We start from the raw sequence: 15,608 nt of genomic DNA, 5'->3' as shown, positions 1-15,608 counted from the left end.
GGCGTTCCATTCAGTGAACGAAGACAGCTTGAATCTCGCGTGGCGCTGGTCGGGTTACGGCGAGAAGAAAGGCCTCCTCAGCTAGCCGGCCATGCATTCCCTTCCCGCAATGTCAGACGGTCCGGGTGAGTTTGACGCCAATGCCCCCTCAGCATATTTCGGCTGAGGGGGCATTCGGGCGGTTTTGCTCAGAGATCCAACTTAAGTACTAGAGCCCTGCGGCAGTTGCCAACTCGGGGAGGTAGGCACTTGGCTGCCCGAACAACTGTGCACTGCTGTGTGCACGTTTGAAGTACAGCTGAGCGTCGTGCTCCCACGTGATGGCGATTCCGCCGTGAAGCTGGACGGCCTCGGACGTGATCTCCTGCAGTGCTTCCGAGCAGTACACCTTGGCGATGGCGGCATCACCGGCAGACTGTGTTGCGACAGCCGCGTAGGTCATGGACCGGGCGGTCTCGACCAGTGTGTACATGTCGGCCATCCGGTGCTTGAGGGCCTGGAAGGAACCGATCGCGCGACCGAACTGCTTGCGGGACTTCGTGTATTCCACAGTCTGTTCGACGATGGCTGCGGCGGCGCCCACCTGTTCGGCGGACAGTGCGATCAAGACAACCGTTCGGATGCGATCGACCAGATCCTCGGACCACTGCAACGGGCGTCCGCGAACACCGGAGAACGTGACCTCGGCGAGGGTTCGCGTCGGATCCATGGTGGGAACCCGTCGCCGGGAGACACCTTCGGCTGCGGGATCCACTTCGTAGAAACCGTCGGCCGTCAGTACCAGCAGAGTGTCGGCGACATGCCCGTCGAGGACATACGCCGCTGTGCCGTTCAGTGCATCTTCGGTGGCTTCGACGCCGAAGGTGTTCCAGCCGGCAGCGCCGGCCCAGCACAGTGCGAGGATGCTTTCGCCGGCAGCGACACCGGGGAGCAGACGCGAGCACGCGTCGGCGTCACCGGAGAGCAGCAGTGCCTGCGCCGCGAGAATCGCGGAACCCAGCATCGGCGACGGCGTCAGTGTGCGGCCCAGTTCTTCCTGGACCACATGAACTTCAGCCAAGCTTGCTCCGACGCCGTCGAACTCCTCGGGGATCGCCAGTGCAGCGATGCCGATCTGTTCGCACAGCTTGTTCCACAGAGCGGCGTCGTAGCCGATGTCGGTGGTGATGGCTGCGCGGACGGCAGCGGAGTCGGAGTGCTTGCTCAGGAGGTCGCGTACCGACGCGCGCAGCGCCGCCTGATCCTCGGTGTCGATGCTCATGACGCCGAGACTAGCGATTCGACGACGCGTGCGCGGTGCATTGCCGGAGTACCCCAGGCGGTGAGCAGTGCTCGTACCTTGGTGAGCCACAGCGAGAGGTCATGTTCCATCGTGTAACCGATGGCACCGTGAACCTGGAGACCGACGCGAGCAGCCTTGTAGGCGGCATCGCCGCAGGCGACCTTGGCGGCGGAGATGTCACGCGAAGCATCAGCGGAGCCGTCGCGAACCGACAGTGCGGCACCGTGAAGCAGCGGGCGAGCCATTTCGAGGGAAACGGCAACCTCGGCGAGGTGATGCTTGATGGCCTGGAACTGTCCGATGACCTTGCCGAACTGCTTGCGCTGCTTCGCATATTCGGTGCTGATCTCGAGCAGGGTCTGTCCGAGGCCCAGGAGCTGAGCTGCCGTAGCCAGCGCGCCCATGTCGAAGGCTGCCGAGAAGTCGGCGTTGCCGAGCGAATCACCGGCGGTGACCTCGAAGAGCTTGCGGGAGAGGTCTACCGACGCCTTGGCTTCGCCGATGACACCCAGGTTGACTGCGCCACCCTGTGCGAGCAGAACCAGGTCCACGGAGTTGGCGTCGAGTGCGAACGGCGTGTTCGGGGGAGCGGCAACAGTCGCGAGGGAACCCTCGGCTAGAGCGGAGAGGCGTTCCGGTGCAACCGAAGCCAGAAGCGTCGGTACTACTGCGATGGTTTCGACAACCGGGCCGGGAACGGCATGGCGGCCGAGCTGTTCGATCGCGACAACGAGGTCGATGGCGTCGGCGCCCAGACCGTCGTGCTCTTCGGCGATGACGAGGCCGTTGACGCCGGTCTCGGCGAGGCGCTGCCACACCTTCTTGCCGGGTGCGGTGTCACCGTCGTTCCAGGCGCGGATGACGGCGGGCATATCGGACTTGGTGAGCAACGCATCGATGCTCGCAGCGAAGTCCTGGTGGGAGGAGTCGAGCGCGAATCTCATCGGTCCGCCTTAGGTAGGCCGAGCAGACGCTCAGCGATGACATTTTTCTGAATCTCGTTGGTGCCTGCGTAGATCGGGCCCGACAGGGAGAACAGGTATCCGTCCATCCAGTTGTCGGCCAGCTCGGCTTCGGGGCCCTGCAGGTCGAGGGCGGTCTCGTGGGTAGCGATGTCCCACTCGGACCAGAAGACCTTGTTGATCGAGGACTCGGCGCCGAGCTGTCCGCCGTCGGCGAGACGCGTCACGGTGCCGAAAGTGTTGAGCTGGTAGGCCCGAGCGCCGATCCAGGCGTCGGCAACCTTGTTGCGCAGTGCGCTGTCGTCGGTGCGTCCGCTGGCCTTGTACAGCTCGAGCAGACGGTCGACGGTGGCGAGGAAGCGGCCGGGGCTACGCAGCGACAGGCCGCGCTCGTTGCTGGCGGTGCTCATCGCGACGCGCCAGCCTTCGTTGACGCTACCGATCACACCGGACTCGCCGGGGTTGGCCGGGTCGTCCGGAACGAAGACGTCTTCGAGGAAGATCTCGGCAAAGCCGGGCTCTCCGTCGAGCTGATCGATGGGGCGTACGGTGACGCCCTTCGACCGGATGTCGAACATGAAGTACGTGATGCCCTTGTGGCGCTGCGCATCCGGATCGGAGCGGAACAGGCCGAAGCCCCAGTCAGCGAAGCTGGCACGCGAGCTCCACGTCTTCTGGCCGTTGAGCAGCCAACCGCCGTCGACCTTCGTGGCGCTCGAACGCAGGCTTGCGAGGTCGGAGCCGGACTCGGGCTCGGACCAGGCCTGGGCCCAGATGTCGTCGGCACGGGCCATGCGCGGCATGATGCGAGCGAGCTGCTCGGCATTTGCATGCTCGAAAAGCGTTGGAGCCAAGAGGAAGATGCCGTTCTGGCTCACACGTCCCGGTGCACCGGAGCGGTAGTACTCCTCCTCGAAGATGACCCACTCGAGCAGTGACGCGTCGCGTCCGCCGAGTTCCTTGGGCCACGAAACGACGGCGTAGCCGGCGTCGGCGAGAGTGTGCTCCCACTGACGGTGCTCTTCGAAGCCCTCGGCGGTATCCATCGATTTCAGGGGTGTGGCGGGCACATTCGCCTCCAGGAACGAGCGGACCTCGTCACGGAATGCGGTTGTGGCGTCGTCGAATACGAGATCCACTAGTTTGTTCCTTCCTGCGGCTTGCGAGCGCTGGCAGCCATTGCCTTGGCATCGAGACCGCCAAGTGAATCTTTGCCTACTTCGGCATTGTGGGCGTGAGCGAAATGATGGAGACCGAAGACGGAGTCGATGCCGTTGCGCATCCCCATCTGATCCTCACACTGGTTGACTGCTTTCTTGGTGAGCGCCAAGCCGAAGCGTGGCATCTCCGAGATACGTTCGGCGAGTGCGAACGTCTCCGTTTCGAGTTCGTCGCGAGCGACGACGCGGTTGACCATGCCGATTTCGTAGGCGCGTTGCGCCGTGAAGCGGTCTCCGGTGAACAGCATCTCCTTGGCGAAACGCGATCCGACCATCCACGGGTGCGCAAAGTACTCCACGCCGGGAATGCCCATGCGGACAACGGGATCGGAGAAGAATGCGTCGTCGGAGGCGACGATCATGTCGCAGACCCAGGCAAGCATGAGTCCACCGGCGATGCAGGCACCCTGCACCATGGCGATGGTGGGCTTGGGGATCTCCCGCCAGCGGCGGCACATTCCCAGGTACACCTCCATCTCGCGAGCGAAACGTTGGTCACCACCGGGCTTGTCGACATGGTCCCACCACATGGTGGCCTTGTTCTCGTACTCGACGTGATGGTCGCGGCCCGGAGTTCCCAGGTCGTGTCCGGCACTGAAGTGAGGTCCGTTGCCGGCCAAGACGATGACCTTGACGTCGTCGTCTTCGACAGCGCGCTGGAAGGCGGCGTCGAGGGCGTACGTCACTACCGAGTTCTGAGCGTTGCGGTAGTCGGGCCGGTTCAAGGACACAAGCGCGACGGACCCGCGAACCTCGTAGGTGACGACATCAACTTCGAAGGGAACGGTCATGACTGTTCCTCGCGCAGAACTGTTTTGAGAATCTTGCCCGAAGGGTTACGCGGGAGATGATCGACGAAGCGAACCTCGCGGGGAACCTTGAAGCCCGCGATCTTCTCCTTGAGGAAGGCGATCACCGACTCTTCGGTGAGACCGGCGCCGTCGAGCTGGGCGATGTAGACGCGTCCCACCTCGCCCATCCGGTGATCGGGGATGCCGATGGCAGCCGATTCGTGGACGCCAGGCAGACGAGCCAGCATTCCTTCGATTTCGGCGGGGTAGACGTTGAATCCGCCGCTGACGTACATGTCCTTGAGACGGTCGGTGATATCGAGATATCCACGCTCGTCGAGGGTTCCGATGTCACCGGTGTGCAGCCAGCCGTCGGCGTCGATGGCCTTGGCGGTTGATTCGGGATCGTCGAGGTATCCGAGCATTACGTTCGGTCCACGAAGCAGGATCTCGTTCTGATCGCCCAGCTTGACCTCGAAATCGGCTGTCGCACGGCCCGAAGACGTGGAGACGGTGACCGGATCGTCGTCGGTGCGGCACATGGTGGCGACGACTGCTTCGGTCAGCCCGTAGGCAGTGAGAACTGCGTCGAACAGTTCGCTCTGCATGCGTTCGACCAGCGCGACCGGTACCGGAGCGGCACCAGTGATTGCGATGCGCAGTGACGACAAGTCGTATTCGCCGCGACGGGGGTGATCGAGGATCGTCTGGTAGATCGTCGGAGCGCCGGGCAGAATGCTGACCTGCTCACTGTTGATCAGTGCAAGAGTCTCGTCGATGTTGAAGACGGATACCGGAACGATGGTCGCGCCGTTGATCAGGCACACCAGAATTCCGGCCTTGTAGCCGAAGGTGTGGAAGAACGGGCTGATGATGAGGAAGTTGTCCTTCTCCGTCACCTCGGCGCATTCACCCCAGGACTGAGCCACCGCCATGGACTGACGGTGCGCACTGATCGCGCCCTTGCTTCGTCCGGTGGTGCCGGAGGTGAAGAGGATGTCGCTGATGTCGTCGGGCTGTACTGCTGCTGCCCGCGCATCTGCTTCGGCGCGAGCGTCGTCGGTTGCGAGGGCAGTGAAGTCCTCGAACTCGATGACGCCGTCGCGTGCGTCGTCCCCGTCGACGGTGATCCGGATGACGGTGGGAATGGACAGCTCAGGATTCGCGTCGAGCAGCTGCTGGTAACGATCGGCCTTGAGGAACTTGCCGACGATGACCAGGGCAGCGGCGTCGACGCGCTCGATGATGTCGAGTGCCTCGGTACCGGTGTACCGGGTGTTGATCGGGATAATCGCTGCTCCGACGTACTGCGCGCCCAGCAGAGCGATCACCCAATGGTGGGTGTTGGGTGCCCAGATGACGACGCGGTCGCCGGCCTTCACGCCACGAGTGATCAGTGCGCCCGCGAAATCGCGGACACGCTGGTGCAACTCTGCAAAGGTCAGTCGGGTGTCGCCATCGGCGATTGCCGCGCGATCACCGAACTCCTCGGCGGCCCGGATGAGGGCTGATGGGATGGTTCTCGGTTGTTCGGTCACTGGACTCCTACCTGACACGCTACCTAGCAAGTGCTTGGTAGGTTATCTTACATATGTGGACCAGAGCGAGAGCCCGGACGGGCAGATGACGGACGACGAGTTTGCAGCGGAAGTTTCGCAGTGGCTGGCCGAGAACCTGACGGGCAAATTTGCCCAGCTCAAGGGCAAGGGCGGCCCAGGTAGCGAGCACGAGTTCTTCGAGCAGCGACTCGAATGGGACAAGCACCTTGCTGCCGCCGGATGGACGTGCCTGGGGTGGCCGAAGGAGTTCGGTGGCCGCGGAGCCACCATCGCCCAGCAGGTCATCTTCCATCAGGAGTACGCCAAGTCGGGTGCACCCGCACGCGTCAGCCACATCGGTGAAGAGCTACTCGGCCCGACGCTGATCGCCTACGGAACCGACGAACAGAAGCGTCGCTTCCTGCCGGGCATCAACACCGTCAGCGAACTCTGGTCGCAGGGATACTCCGAACCCGGAGCCGGTTCCGACCTCGCCAACGTCTCGACGACGGCTCGTCTCGAAGACGGCAAGTGGATCATCAACGGCCAGAAAGTCTGGACGTCGCTGGCTCACGTTGCCCAGTGGTGCTTCGTCGTCTGCCGCACCGAGGTGGGCTCCAAGCGCCACCAGGGCCTGAGCTTCCTGCTCGTTCCCCTGGACCAACCGGGTGTGACCGTGCGTCCCATCCAGCAGCTCACCGGCACCTCCGAATTCAACGAGGTCTTCTTCGACGACGCCGTCACCGAAGCCGAACTGGTTGTCGGTGAACCGGGCGAAGGCTGGAAGATCGCCATGGGCCTGCTCACCTTCGAGCGCGGTGTGTCCACCCTCGGTCAGCAGATCGGGTTCGCCCGCGAACTTCAGGGCGTCGTTGATCTGGCGAAAGCCAATGGCAGTGACCAAGATCCGCATATCCGCGAGAAGATCGCCCGCGCCTGGGTCGGCCTGCGTGTCATGCGCGCCCACGCGATGCGTACTCTCGACGCGGTCGACGCCGGAACGGGTGGCAGCGAAGCATCGGTCGCAAAACTGTTGTGGGCCAACTGGCATCGCGACCTCGGCCAGCTTTCGATGGACGTGCAAGGTGCGTCGTCGTTGGTTGCTCCGTGGGCCGATTCCGAGGGAAACCCTTCGGACATCACCGATCCCGAGCACCTCGAGCTGGACGAGTGGCAGCGACTCTTCCTCTTCACGCGCGCCGACACGATCTACGGCGGCTCCAACGAAATTCAACGCAACATCATTTCCGAGCGTGTGCTCGGTCTTCCCCGAGAGGCTCGTTAAATGTCTGACTCCACAGTAGTTTCGCCCCTGTCCGTCGTTCCGGAAGAAACCCCGGGCCACGGATTGCTCAAGGGCAAGAAGGCAATCATCACCGCCGCAGCCGGCACCGGCATCGGTTTCTCCACCGCGCGTCGCGTACTCCTCGAAGGTGGCGACGTCCTGGTCTCCGACTTCCACGAGCGTCGTCTCGGCGAGACGGTCGAAAAGCTGAAGGCTGAATTCCCGGGTCAGCAGGTCGAATCGATCATCTGCGACGTTTCCAGCACCGCACAGGTCGACGCATTGTTCGACGGCGCAGTCGAGAAGATGGGCCGCATCGACATCGTCGTCAACAACGCCGGCCTGGGCGGCGAAACCCCCGTCGTCGACATGACCGATGATCAGTGGGATCGCGTCCTCGACATCACGCTCAACAGCACATTCCGTGCGACGCGCGCTGCTCTGCGTTACTTCAAGAGCGTCGAACACGGCGGCGTTCTGGTCAACAACGCTTCGGTTCTCGGCTGGCGTGCACAGCATTCGCAGGCTCACTACGCAGCAGCCAAGGCCGGCGTCATGGCTCTGACCCGTTGCAGCGCCATCGAGGCAGCCGAGTACGGCGTCCGCATCAACGCCGTCTCGCCTTCCATTGCGCGCCATGCCTTCCTGGCCAAGGTCACCAGCGAAGAACTGCTGGATCAGCTGGCATCCGGCGAGGCTTACGGCCGCGCAGCCGAGGTCTGGGAAATCGCTTCGGTCATCGCGATGCTCGCGAGCGATTACACGACGTACATGACCGGCGAGATCGTTTCCGTTTCTTCGCAGCGGGCGTAGTTCTCCTGCTGTGCGCCTTTTTGGTAGTTGCGACTACCAGAAAGGCGCACAGCAAGCCCTGGATAGGATGAATTTCATGACTCCACCCCGTAATCCCGACGAGACGACAGGAAAATCCGGACGCCGCGACGAACTTCTCGCGATCGCAGCCGGCCTGTTCGCCGACCGCGGAGTACGTGCGACGACGGTACGAGATATCGCCGATGCTGCCGGAATTCTGTCCGGCAGTCTCTACCACCATTTTGATTCCAAGGAATCGATGGTCGACGAGATCCTGCACCAGTTCCTCGACGAATTGTTCGGCAAGTACCGCGAAATCGTCGCCGCCGGCCTTGACAGTCGCGCGACGATCGAAGCGTTGATCGTCACTTCGTACGAGGCGATCGACGCCTCCCACTCGGCCGTCGCGATCTACCAGGACGAAGTCAAGCATCTGGTCGCGAACGAACGATTCTCGTATCTGGTGGAACGTAACACCGAGTTCCGGGACCTGTGGGTGGGTGTGTTGGAGGCGGGTGTTGCCGACGGTAGCTTCCGCTCCGACATCGACGTGGAACTTGTTTTCCGTTTCATGCGCGACACCGTCTGGGTTGCCGTGCGCTGGTACCGCCCCGGTGGATCGTTGACTGCGCACACCGTGGCAGCTCAGTACCTGGCGATCGTGCTCGACGGGCTCTCTGATCCAGCTGCGTCATCTAAAACTATTGCTGCACAACAAAACTAGGAGTGAAGATAATGTCCGAGGTATACATCGTCGATGCAATCCGCACCCCGATCGGCAAGCGCGGCGGCGCGCTGTCGGCTGTGCACCCCATCGATTTGGGTGCTCACGTAGTCAAGGCCGTTGTCGAGCGCACCGGCATTGATCCCGCCGACGTCGACGACGTCATCTTCGGCTGCGTCGACGCCATCGGCGGCCAGGCCGGCAACATTGCCCGCATGGCTTGGCTCGCAGCGGGATACCCGCAGCACGTTCCCGGCGTGACGGTTGACCGTCAGTGTGGTTCCAGCCAGCAGGCCGTGCACTTCGGCGCGCAGGCCATCCTGTCCGGCACCGCAGATCTGATCGTTGCCGGCGGCGTCCAGAACATGAGCCAGATCCCGATCTCGGCAGCCATGATCGTCGGCCAGCAGTACGGATTCGAGACCCCGACCTCAGGTTCCGTGGGTTGGACCGAGCGTTACGGCAACCAGGAAGTCTCGCAGTTCAAGGGCGCCGAAATGATCGCCGAGAAGTGGGACGTCAGCCGCGAAGAGCTCGAGAAGTGGGCTCTGCAGAGCCATGAGCGCGCCAAGGCTGCTATCGCAGCCGGACGTTTCGACAACGAAATCGTCACCATGGGCGACGCGACAGTCGACGAAGGTCCGCGTGAGACCAGCCTCGAAAAGATGGCAACGCTCAAGGTTCTCGTCGAAGACGGCCGCCTGACCGCTGCTGTCGCAAGCCAGATCTCGGACGGTGCCAGCGCACTGCTGCTGGCGTCGGAAGAAGCAGTCAAGAAGCACGGCCTCAAGCCCCGCGCGCGCATCCATCACCTCAGTGCACGCGGCGACGACCCCATCTTCATGCTCAGCGCGCCGATTCCGGCAACGCAGCACGCATTGAAGAAGGCCGGCCTGACCATCGAAGACATCGACCTGGTCGAGATCAACGAGGCTTTCGCCCCCGTCGTCCTCGCCTGGATCAAGGAAATCGGCGCAGACCCGGCCAAGGTCAACGTCAACGGCGGCGCAATCGCACTCGGCCACCCGCTCGGCGCTACCGGCACCAAGCTGATGGCAACGCTCCTCAACGAGCTCGAGCGCACCGGCGGACGCTACGGACTGCTCACCATCTGTGAGGGTGGCGGAACCGCAAACGTGACGATTATCGAGCGTCTCTGACCTAATTGCTGTGCGCCTTTATTAACCGCGGGCGGGTAATAAAGGCGCACAGTGGGTTAGCTCTGAGGAGTATCCGCTACCTGGACGTCGAACTTCACGTTGTCACCGTCGACGCTGGTCACGGTTCCGGTGACGTCGTATTTGGTGCCCTGATCCGTCAGTGTGCAGGTGACGGTTGCATCTACCTCGGCGTCGAGACCTTCGGGGCAGGTGACGTCATCCGGTGCTTTTCCGACTGTCGCTGCGAGCTGGCTGGACATCTGGGCCGCAACCTTGTCGGCGGCAACCTGCTTCGAGCCCACGCTGACCGAGGCCGAGCATGCGCCGGTAGCCAATACGGCCGCTAGGGCGATGGTGGCGGCGAGGTATTTTCTCTTCATTTTTTCTCCAGAGTGAGCACGGGGCAGGCCTCGGACCGAAGGTCCTCGCTGATATTAGACCCAAATCCAACTTTTCGGACTCACCGGGTAGGCCATTTTTCTGGAGTTCTTCGAGGTCAGCGGCGTCGTACCGTCAGTTTGAACCCTTCGGGCATCAGCGTCAGTCGCTCGGCTACCTTCAGTTGATATTCGGGATCCGGTTCGATGGTGTACTTCTGCAGAATCGTGCCGAGAACAAGAACTGCCTCGTGAATCGCGAATTGTCTACCGATGCAAGCGCGTTCGCCGGTTCCGAATGGTTTGTACGTATGAGCGGGGCGGGCTTTCACCTGTGCCGGCAGAAACCGATCCGGGTCGAATGCTTCAGGATCGTTGCCCCACACGGGATCTCGATGCAATGACGGTATGAGTACCAGCATCCAATCGCCCTTCTTCATCGGATACTTGCCAACCAGGGTGGTGTCGTGCCGTGCTGCGCGGCCGTAGGCGGGGGCTGTCGGCCACAGGCGCAAGGCCTCGTCGAGGACGCGTCGTACGTACCGTAATTTGGCGATCTTCTCGAACGGCGGTTCTTCGTCGCCCCAAATTTGATCGACCTCGGCCTGAGCTTTGGCGAGAACATCCGGATTGTTTGCGAGGTAGTACAGGGCGAATGACAAAGCGCCGGAAGTTGTTTCATGTCCGGCAACCAGGAAGGTGACTACCTGGTGCCGAATGTTCAGTTCGTCGATTCGATTCGGGTCGTTCTCCCGAGCCGCGCGCAACATGAGTTCCAGGAGGTCCTCGTGCGCGCCGCCGGGATTGTCGCGCCGCGCACGAATCACCTCGTCCACCACCTCGGCCATGTATGCCTTGCGGACTTCGTCGCGTCGGTCGGCTCGGCGCGCGAGAAGGCGGCCGACCGCAGTCGATTTGATGAAGGTGGTCTGCTGTGAATGTGAAAGCGCACCGATCATCGCTTTGACAAACGGATGCGGTTCTTCACGATCGAATGAGTCGAAGGAGTAGCTGAACCCGGTTCGGCCGATAGTTTCGAGCGTCAATTTGGTCATGTCGGCGGAGACGTCGACGGGGGAGTTGCTGCCGTGTTTGTCCCAGTATCCGACGAGTTCGCTCGCCACATCGAGCATCGTGCGGTGATACGAGCGCATCGCGGCCTGGCTGAACGCCGGGGCCAGGAGGTTGTGGGCTTTGCCCCAGTTGGGTTCGTGATTGTAGGCGGTGAAGAGGCCGTCGCCGCCGATGCCGCGCAGAGCTTTCACGCCCGGGGCCAGGTGTTTTACAAATCGTGACTCGTCGGAGAGTTCCGCGACCATGTCTGCTCCCGACACGAACACGAATCGATTGCCGAGCACATATCTTTCGAAGATCGGACCCAGTTCGCGGCCGATACTCACGGAGTTCTGCAGTGGTGTCCGGATGTTGATGCCGAGGACGTCGCCGACGATGGGGAGTCGCCGCGCTGGGTGCGGAATGGTGGCTTCGCCGGTAGTCGGCGTTGCGTCGACGCTCATCGTTGTCCCCCGAGAAGAGTTCGCTTACTGAATTAGTGTCTAGTACGCAAAGTACGCCTTACTGAATCGGTGTCAAGTAGTAATCTGATTTTGTTATGGCCACTCCACGAAAACGTCTGGATCGCGAGCAACGCCGCACGCAGTTGCTCGATATCGGTATGCAACTTTTTGCCGACCGATCGTACGAGGACGTCTGGATCGAAGAGGTAGCCGAGATCGCCGGGGTGTCACGGGGTCTCATGTACCACTACTTCCCGACCAAACGGGATTTCTTTGCGGCGATCGTCGAGCGCGAATCGAAGCATCTCCTCGACGTGACCGCGCCCGACGCGTCGCTGCCGGTTCACGAGCAAATCGCCGCTGGGTTGGACGCCTACTTCGAGTACGTCAAAACCCATAGTCGTGGTGTCCGCGCGATCAACATCGGCACGTTGTCAGCGGAAGCCGCGATCCGCGAGATCGTCGAACACGAATTGGCGGAGCAGCAGACGCGCATTCTCGACGCGTGGGGATTCGAAGGTGAGCGTCGAGTACTTGCTGCCGTCGCTGTTCGTGGATGGATCGCCTTCGTTCGGGCAGTGTGCCTGGACTGGCTGGATCATCCGTCGATTCCGCAGGAGGAGTTGCGTGCGATCTGCTTGCGCACGTTGGCCGGAGCCCTCGGGAGTTAGTCGACTTCAACAAGCTTTTGTGACTTGTTGGTGATCAAAGCGCCGAATCCCGCTGCAAGAGGGAACATTACGACGCCGTAGACCGCGGCCGGAACCGCCAGTTGAACGTTGTCCATCAGGCTCACTGCGATGGTGATCGCCAAAGTGCTGTTGTGGATACCGATTTCCATGGAACTGGCGATGGCTTGACGATCCTCGAGACCGAAGATCTTGGGTACGACGTATCCGATGGAAAGGCTCAGTACGCAGAACAATGCTGCGACGATGCCGATGTCGAGAAGGTAGTCGGCGATGTTCGCGCGCTCCGAGATGACGGTTCCGACGATGACCAGTGCCAGCACCGCGGCAGATCCGATGCGAACCGGCTTGTCCATACGCTCGGCAAAGGCGCTCGACCGCAAGCGAACCCACATGCCGATGGCGACCGGGATCAGGACGACGGCAAAAACTTGCAGGACCTTCGTGAACTGGAGGCCGAGGGTGCCGTCGGCGTCGTCAGGTTCGAAGTAACCGAGCGCGAAGTTGGTGATCAGGGGAAGGGTGACGACGGCGATCACTGAATTGACTGCTGTGAGAGTCACATTGAGTGCGACGTCGCCGCGGAAGAGGTGACTGAAGAGATTGGCTGTTGTTCCGCCCGGTGACGCGGCGAGGAGCATCATGCCGACTGCCAACAGCGGATCGAGATCGAAGAGGGTGACCAGACCGAAGGCGGCGGCGGGCAGCAATATCAGTTGGCAGACGAGAGCGATGGAGACAGCTTTGGGTGCCTTCGCAACGCGGGCAAAATCACCGACGGTCAGTGAGAGTCCGAGGCCGAACATGATGATGGCGAGCGCGACCGGCAGGCCGATCGACGTGAGAGCTGAGTCCATGGGTAATGGCTTCTTCCAGTTACTTGGGGAGAATTTTACTGAAACTACCGCGGTGCCCGATTCTGCGTGGTCATTTGGATACATTGGTGTATCGGGCCGTGACGGAGTGCCCGGGCACGGTTATCGTCGAACTATGTGCCGAAACATCACCGAACTTCGTGGACTCGAACCGCCGGCCACACCGGAGGAGATCGAGGCAGCATCTCGCCAATACATACGTAAGGTGAGTGGAATCGCGAAAGTCTCCGACGCTAACCGTGACGCCTTCGAGCAAGCTGTCCGTGAGGTCACCGCGACTACGACGCGCCTGCTCAGTGAGCTCCCGGCGCGTAGGCAACCGCCGCAGACTGTTCCGCCGCTGCGTCGGCCAGAGGTAGTGGCGCGGATCGCGGCACGCGCCACCTAGTCCGGTGAACCTGACCGATATCGACGCGTGGGACGCCGATTCCCTCGCCGACCTTGCCAGTGGGCTCGAAGGGATGCTGGTCGCCCATCGCGTCCGCGACCTGCAACGCCGGTTGGCGGCACTGCGCGTTGCTGCTCGAGACGACGAACTGCAGGTGCGTGCCGACGGCGAGATACGAGCAGCAGTGGCCGTCGCCGACGGGCATCCGCTGCAGCGGCAGATTTCTGAACTGTCGGCGCAGGCGTCCGAGTTGATAGCCGAAGCGGTTCTGGTCGGGGCAGAATTCGACCATGCCCGAGCGTCGGTGACCGCGCATGTGAGTGCAGATTTTCGCGATAATGTCACTCGGGTCAACAAGGATTGGCGCAACCTCTGCTCGGGCGGTCAAGCAGAAATCGTCAAGAATGCTCCGGAATTGATCGCGAACCTGGACGGTATCCCCGCTGCCGTGCGCGATGTCGCGAATCGTGCACGAATCGACACGGAACGTCGTCGGCTGCAAGATGACTCGATCCGCATCCAACAGGAATTGCAGCGAGAGTTCTTCGGTGGACGACTCAGCAATACCGGCGCCGGATTGTGGTACGCCCAGCGCAAACTGGAAGATCTGGATGCACTCGAGGAGTTGCTGCGCGAAGATGCCGACTTCGTGTTGGTCATGATGGACATGCGTTCCGGCGAACGAGGCTTCGCGGCAGTTGCCGTGGGTGATCCTGGTACCGCAGATCATCTTTCGGTGACAGTGCCGGGCCTCAATACCAACGTCAAGGATTCCATGCGCGGTATGGCACTCGAGGCACGTCGGCTCCGGGACGAGGCCGGGCGCCAACTCCACACGGCGGGACGTGGACACGAAAAGGTGTGCACCATCGCCTGGATCGGCTACGACGCCCCGCAGATGACCGGCCCGGGCAAGTTCGACGTGGGCCGCGCCAGCCTCGACGTCAGCCGAGGCACCAAGGCGCGGATCGCCGCCGACGCACTCAGTAGCTTCTTCCACGGGCTGCGCGCATCGTCGGTGAAGGACAATCCGCACTTCACTGCTCTCGGCCACTCATACGGATCGCTCGCCACTTCCCTTGCCTTGCAACGGAATGGGTATGTGGGAGTCGCGGACGTGGTGTTCTACGGCTCGCCGGGGGTACGTGCGCGTGAAGAATCGCAGCTCGAAGTCGCGGCCGGTCACGTCTACGTCATGAAGGCAGAGGGCGACGCCATTGCCGGCTTCGGTCGCTTCGGCGGTGATCCGTCCGATCGGTCCTTCCAATGTCTTTCCACCAGAAGTGGTTACAGCCCTGACGGTATCTATCGTGAGCGTGCATTCGGTCATGCCGAATATGCCAGAACCGGCGACAACGGAGAGCTGAGAATGACCGGCTACAACTTGGCCGTCGTCATTGCCGGACTACCGGAACGGGCAGTGCTGGCCTGAACACGTGTCGTGGTTACTGCACCGCGCATCCGCGCGCTGCTTCTTCAACGACTGGCAAAGAACCTGGTTGCGGACTTTTCGTCCCGGTTGGTCTGCAGGAGGATGTCGAGAACGTTGCCGTGCTGGTCGACGGCCCGCCACAGGTATTGGCGTTTCCCGTTGATCTTCAGAGATACCTCGTCGAGGTGCCATCTGTCGTCAGGCCGGGGTGCACGTCGACGTAAGGCGGCGGCGTATTCGGGCCCGAACGCCGCGCACCATGTCCGGATCGTCTCGTAGGACACGTCGACGCCGCGAGCGCGCATGAGCACCTCGACCTCGCGGTAGGACAGCGGGAACCGGTGATACAACCACACACAATGGGCGATGATCTCCCGGGGAAACCGGTAGCCCTTGTATGTCGACGACATCATCGAATCTTGGCCGGCCGAAGCGATCTCACCAAGTTGAGAGTGCCTCATCTTCTTTTCGTGCTTGTACATGTCCGTTGTCGGCTGCTGGCTGGTGGACAAGGTGCGCCGGGCTGAGCGCACGACGGCCTCGTCGATTATCCGG

General features: G+C 61.9%; 15 protein-coding genes and 1 pseudogene. 7 read left to right on the top strand and 9 right to left on the bottom strand.

The features are described from left to right. Positions 1–208 precede the first annotated feature (208 nt). The 5 genes from BDB13_RS01370 to BDB13_RS01350 are packed head-to-tail and all read right to left on the bottom strand — an operon-like array spanning position 209 to position 5,793. Entirely contained in the window at positions 209–1,261 is a 1,053-nt protein-coding gene (locus BDB13_RS01370) for an acyl-CoA dehydrogenase family protein (RefSeq protein ID WP_094270073.1), read from the bottom strand. Then, the gene (locus BDB13_RS01365) at positions 1,258–2,226 is read right to left on the bottom strand and encodes an acyl-CoA dehydrogenase family protein (RefSeq protein ID WP_094270072.1); all 969 of its coding nucleotides are present in this window, start codon (positions 2,224–2,226) and stop codon (positions 1,258–1,260) included. The genes BDB13_RS01370 and BDB13_RS01365 overlap by 4 nt, the downstream gene beginning before the upstream one ends. Further along, on the bottom strand, positions 2,223–3,383 hold the full coding sequence (locus BDB13_RS01360) for an acyl-CoA dehydrogenase family protein (RefSeq protein WP_094270071.1): 1,161 nt from the start codon (positions 3,381–3,383) through the stop codon (positions 2,223–2,225). Before BDB13_RS01360 ends, BDB13_RS01365 begins: the two co-directional genes overlap by 4 nt. Further along, positions 3,383–4,255 carry an enoyl-CoA hydratase gene (locus BDB13_RS01355; protein WP_094270070.1) on the bottom strand — a complete coding sequence of 291 codons (873 nt, stop codon included), beginning with the start codon at positions 4,253–4,255 and terminating at the stop codon, positions 3,383–3,385. The genes BDB13_RS01360 and BDB13_RS01355 overlap by 1 nt, the downstream gene beginning before the upstream one ends. After that, positions 4,252–5,793, bottom strand: coding sequence for a FadD3 family acyl-CoA ligase (locus BDB13_RS01350; RefSeq protein ID WP_094270069.1), 1,542 nt, complete (start codon positions 5,791–5,793; stop codon positions 4,252–4,254). Before BDB13_RS01350 ends, BDB13_RS01355 begins: the two co-directional genes overlap by 4 nt. Before the next feature lie 55 nt (positions 5,794–5,848). On the opposite strand from BDB13_RS01350, the gene BDB13_RS01345 reads away from it, so the two are divergent. From BDB13_RS01345 to BDB13_RS01330, 4 genes are all read left to right on the top strand, one after another. Beyond that, on the top strand, positions 5,849–7,078 hold the full coding sequence (locus BDB13_RS01345) for an acyl-CoA dehydrogenase family protein (protein WP_094270068.1): 1,230 nt from the start codon (positions 5,849–5,851) through the stop codon (positions 7,076–7,078). After that, the gene (locus BDB13_RS01340) at positions 7,079–7,891 is read left to right on the top strand and encodes an SDR family oxidoreductase (protein ID WP_094270067.1); all 813 of its coding nucleotides are present in this window, start codon (positions 7,079–7,081) and stop codon (positions 7,889–7,891) included. Positions 7,892–7,967: 76 nt separating this feature from the next. After that, entirely contained in the window at positions 7,968–8,615 is a 648-nt protein-coding gene (locus tag BDB13_RS01335; RefSeq protein ID WP_094274585.1) for a TetR/AcrR family transcriptional regulator, read from the top strand. A gap of 11 nt (positions 8,616–8,626) precedes the next feature. Beyond that, the gene (locus BDB13_RS01330) at positions 8,627–9,775 is read left to right on the top strand and encodes an acetyl-CoA C-acetyltransferase (RefSeq protein WP_094270066.1); all 1,149 of its coding nucleotides are present in this window, start codon (positions 8,627–8,629) and stop codon (positions 9,773–9,775) included. 56 nt (positions 9,776–9,831) lie between these two features. Here the strand turns inward: BDB13_RS01330 and BDB13_RS01325 are convergent, their stop codons facing one another. Further along, positions 9,832–10,155, bottom strand: coding sequence for a DUF4333 domain-containing protein (locus tag BDB13_RS01325; RefSeq protein ID WP_094270065.1), 324 nt, complete (start codon positions 10,153–10,155; stop codon positions 9,832–9,834). 116 nt (positions 10,156–10,271) lie between these two features. Next, the gene (locus BDB13_RS01320; protein ID WP_094270064.1) at positions 10,272–11,669 is read right to left on the bottom strand and encodes a cytochrome P450; all 1,398 of its coding nucleotides are present in this window, start codon (positions 11,667–11,669) and stop codon (positions 10,272–10,274) included. A gap of 95 nt (positions 11,670–11,764) precedes the next feature. Between BDB13_RS01320 and BDB13_RS01315 the strand changes: the two genes are divergently transcribed. After that, the gene (locus BDB13_RS01315; RefSeq protein WP_094270063.1) at positions 11,765–12,340 is read left to right on the top strand and encodes a TetR/AcrR family transcriptional regulator; all 576 of its coding nucleotides are present in this window, start codon (positions 11,765–11,767) and stop codon (positions 12,338–12,340) included. On the opposite strand, the gene BDB13_RS01310 is transcribed toward BDB13_RS01315, so the two are convergent. Continuing rightward, positions 12,337–13,299 carry a bile acid:sodium symporter family protein gene (locus BDB13_RS01310; RefSeq protein WP_369597442.1) on the bottom strand — a complete coding sequence of 321 codons (963 nt, stop codon included), beginning with the start codon at positions 13,297–13,299 and terminating at the stop codon, positions 12,337–12,339. The genes BDB13_RS01315 and BDB13_RS01310 overlap by 4 nt on opposite strands. Positions 13,300–13,348: 49 nt before the next feature. On the opposite strand from BDB13_RS01310, the gene BDB13_RS01305 reads away from it, so the two are divergent. Further along, the gene (locus BDB13_RS01305; protein WP_094270061.1) at positions 13,349–13,621 is read left to right on the top strand and encodes a DUF2277 domain-containing protein; all 273 of its coding nucleotides are present in this window, start codon (positions 13,349–13,351) and stop codon (positions 13,619–13,621) included. 4 nt (positions 13,622–13,625) lie between these two features. Next, positions 13,626–15,053 carry an alpha/beta hydrolase gene (locus tag BDB13_RS01300; RefSeq protein ID WP_094270060.1) on the top strand — a complete coding sequence of 476 codons (1,428 nt, stop codon included), beginning with the start codon at positions 13,626–13,628 and terminating at the stop codon, positions 15,051–15,053. A gap of 56 nt (positions 15,054–15,109) precedes the next feature. On the opposite strand, the pseudogene BDB13_RS33760 reads toward BDB13_RS01300, so the two are convergent. Next, a pseudogene (locus BDB13_RS33760) lies at positions 15,110–15,466 on the bottom strand (IS6 family transposase); the annotation flags it as partial. Between the last annotated feature and the right edge of the window lie 142 nt (positions 15,467–15,608).

This window comes from Rhodococcus sp. OK302, assembly GCF_002245895.1.
Taxonomy (GTDB): Bacteria; Actinomycetota; Actinomycetes; order Mycobacteriales; family Mycobacteriaceae; genus Rhodococcus_F.
The sequence above is the reverse complement of the archived record's forward strand: the minus strand, read 5'-3'. Positions and strand labels throughout refer to the sequence as shown.

Excerpts from the sequence above, each read along its gene's own strand:
- BDB13_RS01340 (WP_094270067.1), top strand. The coding sequence starts at position 7,079 with ATGTCTGACTCCACAGTAGTTTCGCCCCTGTCCGTCGTTCCGGAAGAA.
- BDB13_RS01310 (WP_369597442.1), bottom strand. The coding sequence starts at position 13,299 with ATGTATCCAAATGACCACGCAGAATCGGGCACCGCGGTAGTTTCAGTA.
- BDB13_RS01320 (WP_094270064.1), bottom strand. The coding sequence starts at position 11,669 with ATGAGCGTCGACGCAACGCCGACTACCGGCGAAGCCACCATTCCGCAC.
- BDB13_RS01315 (WP_094270063.1), top strand. The coding sequence starts at position 11,765 with ATGGCCACTCCACGAAAACGTCTGGATCGCGAGCAACGCCGCACGCAG.
- BDB13_RS01370 (WP_094270073.1), bottom strand. The coding sequence starts at position 1,261 with ATGAGCATCGACACCGAGGATCAGGCGGCGCTGCGCGCGTCGGTACGC.
- BDB13_RS01335 (WP_094274585.1), top strand. The coding sequence starts at position 7,968 with ATGACTCCACCCCGTAATCCCGACGAGACGACAGGAAAATCCGGACGC.
- BDB13_RS01355 (WP_094270070.1), bottom strand. The coding sequence starts at position 4,255 with ATGACCGTTCCCTTCGAAGTTGATGTCGTCACCTACGAGGTTCGCGGG.
- BDB13_RS01330 (WP_094270066.1), top strand. The coding sequence starts at position 8,627 with ATGTCCGAGGTATACATCGTCGATGCAATCCGCACCCCGATCGGCAAG.
- BDB13_RS01365 (WP_094270072.1), bottom strand. The coding sequence starts at position 2,226 with ATGAGATTCGCGCTCGACTCCTCCCACCAGGACTTCGCTGCGAGCATC.
- BDB13_RS01325 (WP_094270065.1), bottom strand. The coding sequence starts at position 10,155 with ATGAAGAGAAAATACCTCGCCGCCACCATCGCCCTAGCGGCCGTATTG.
- BDB13_RS01305 (WP_094270061.1), top strand. The coding sequence starts at position 13,349 with ATGTGCCGAAACATCACCGAACTTCGTGGACTCGAACCGCCGGCCACA.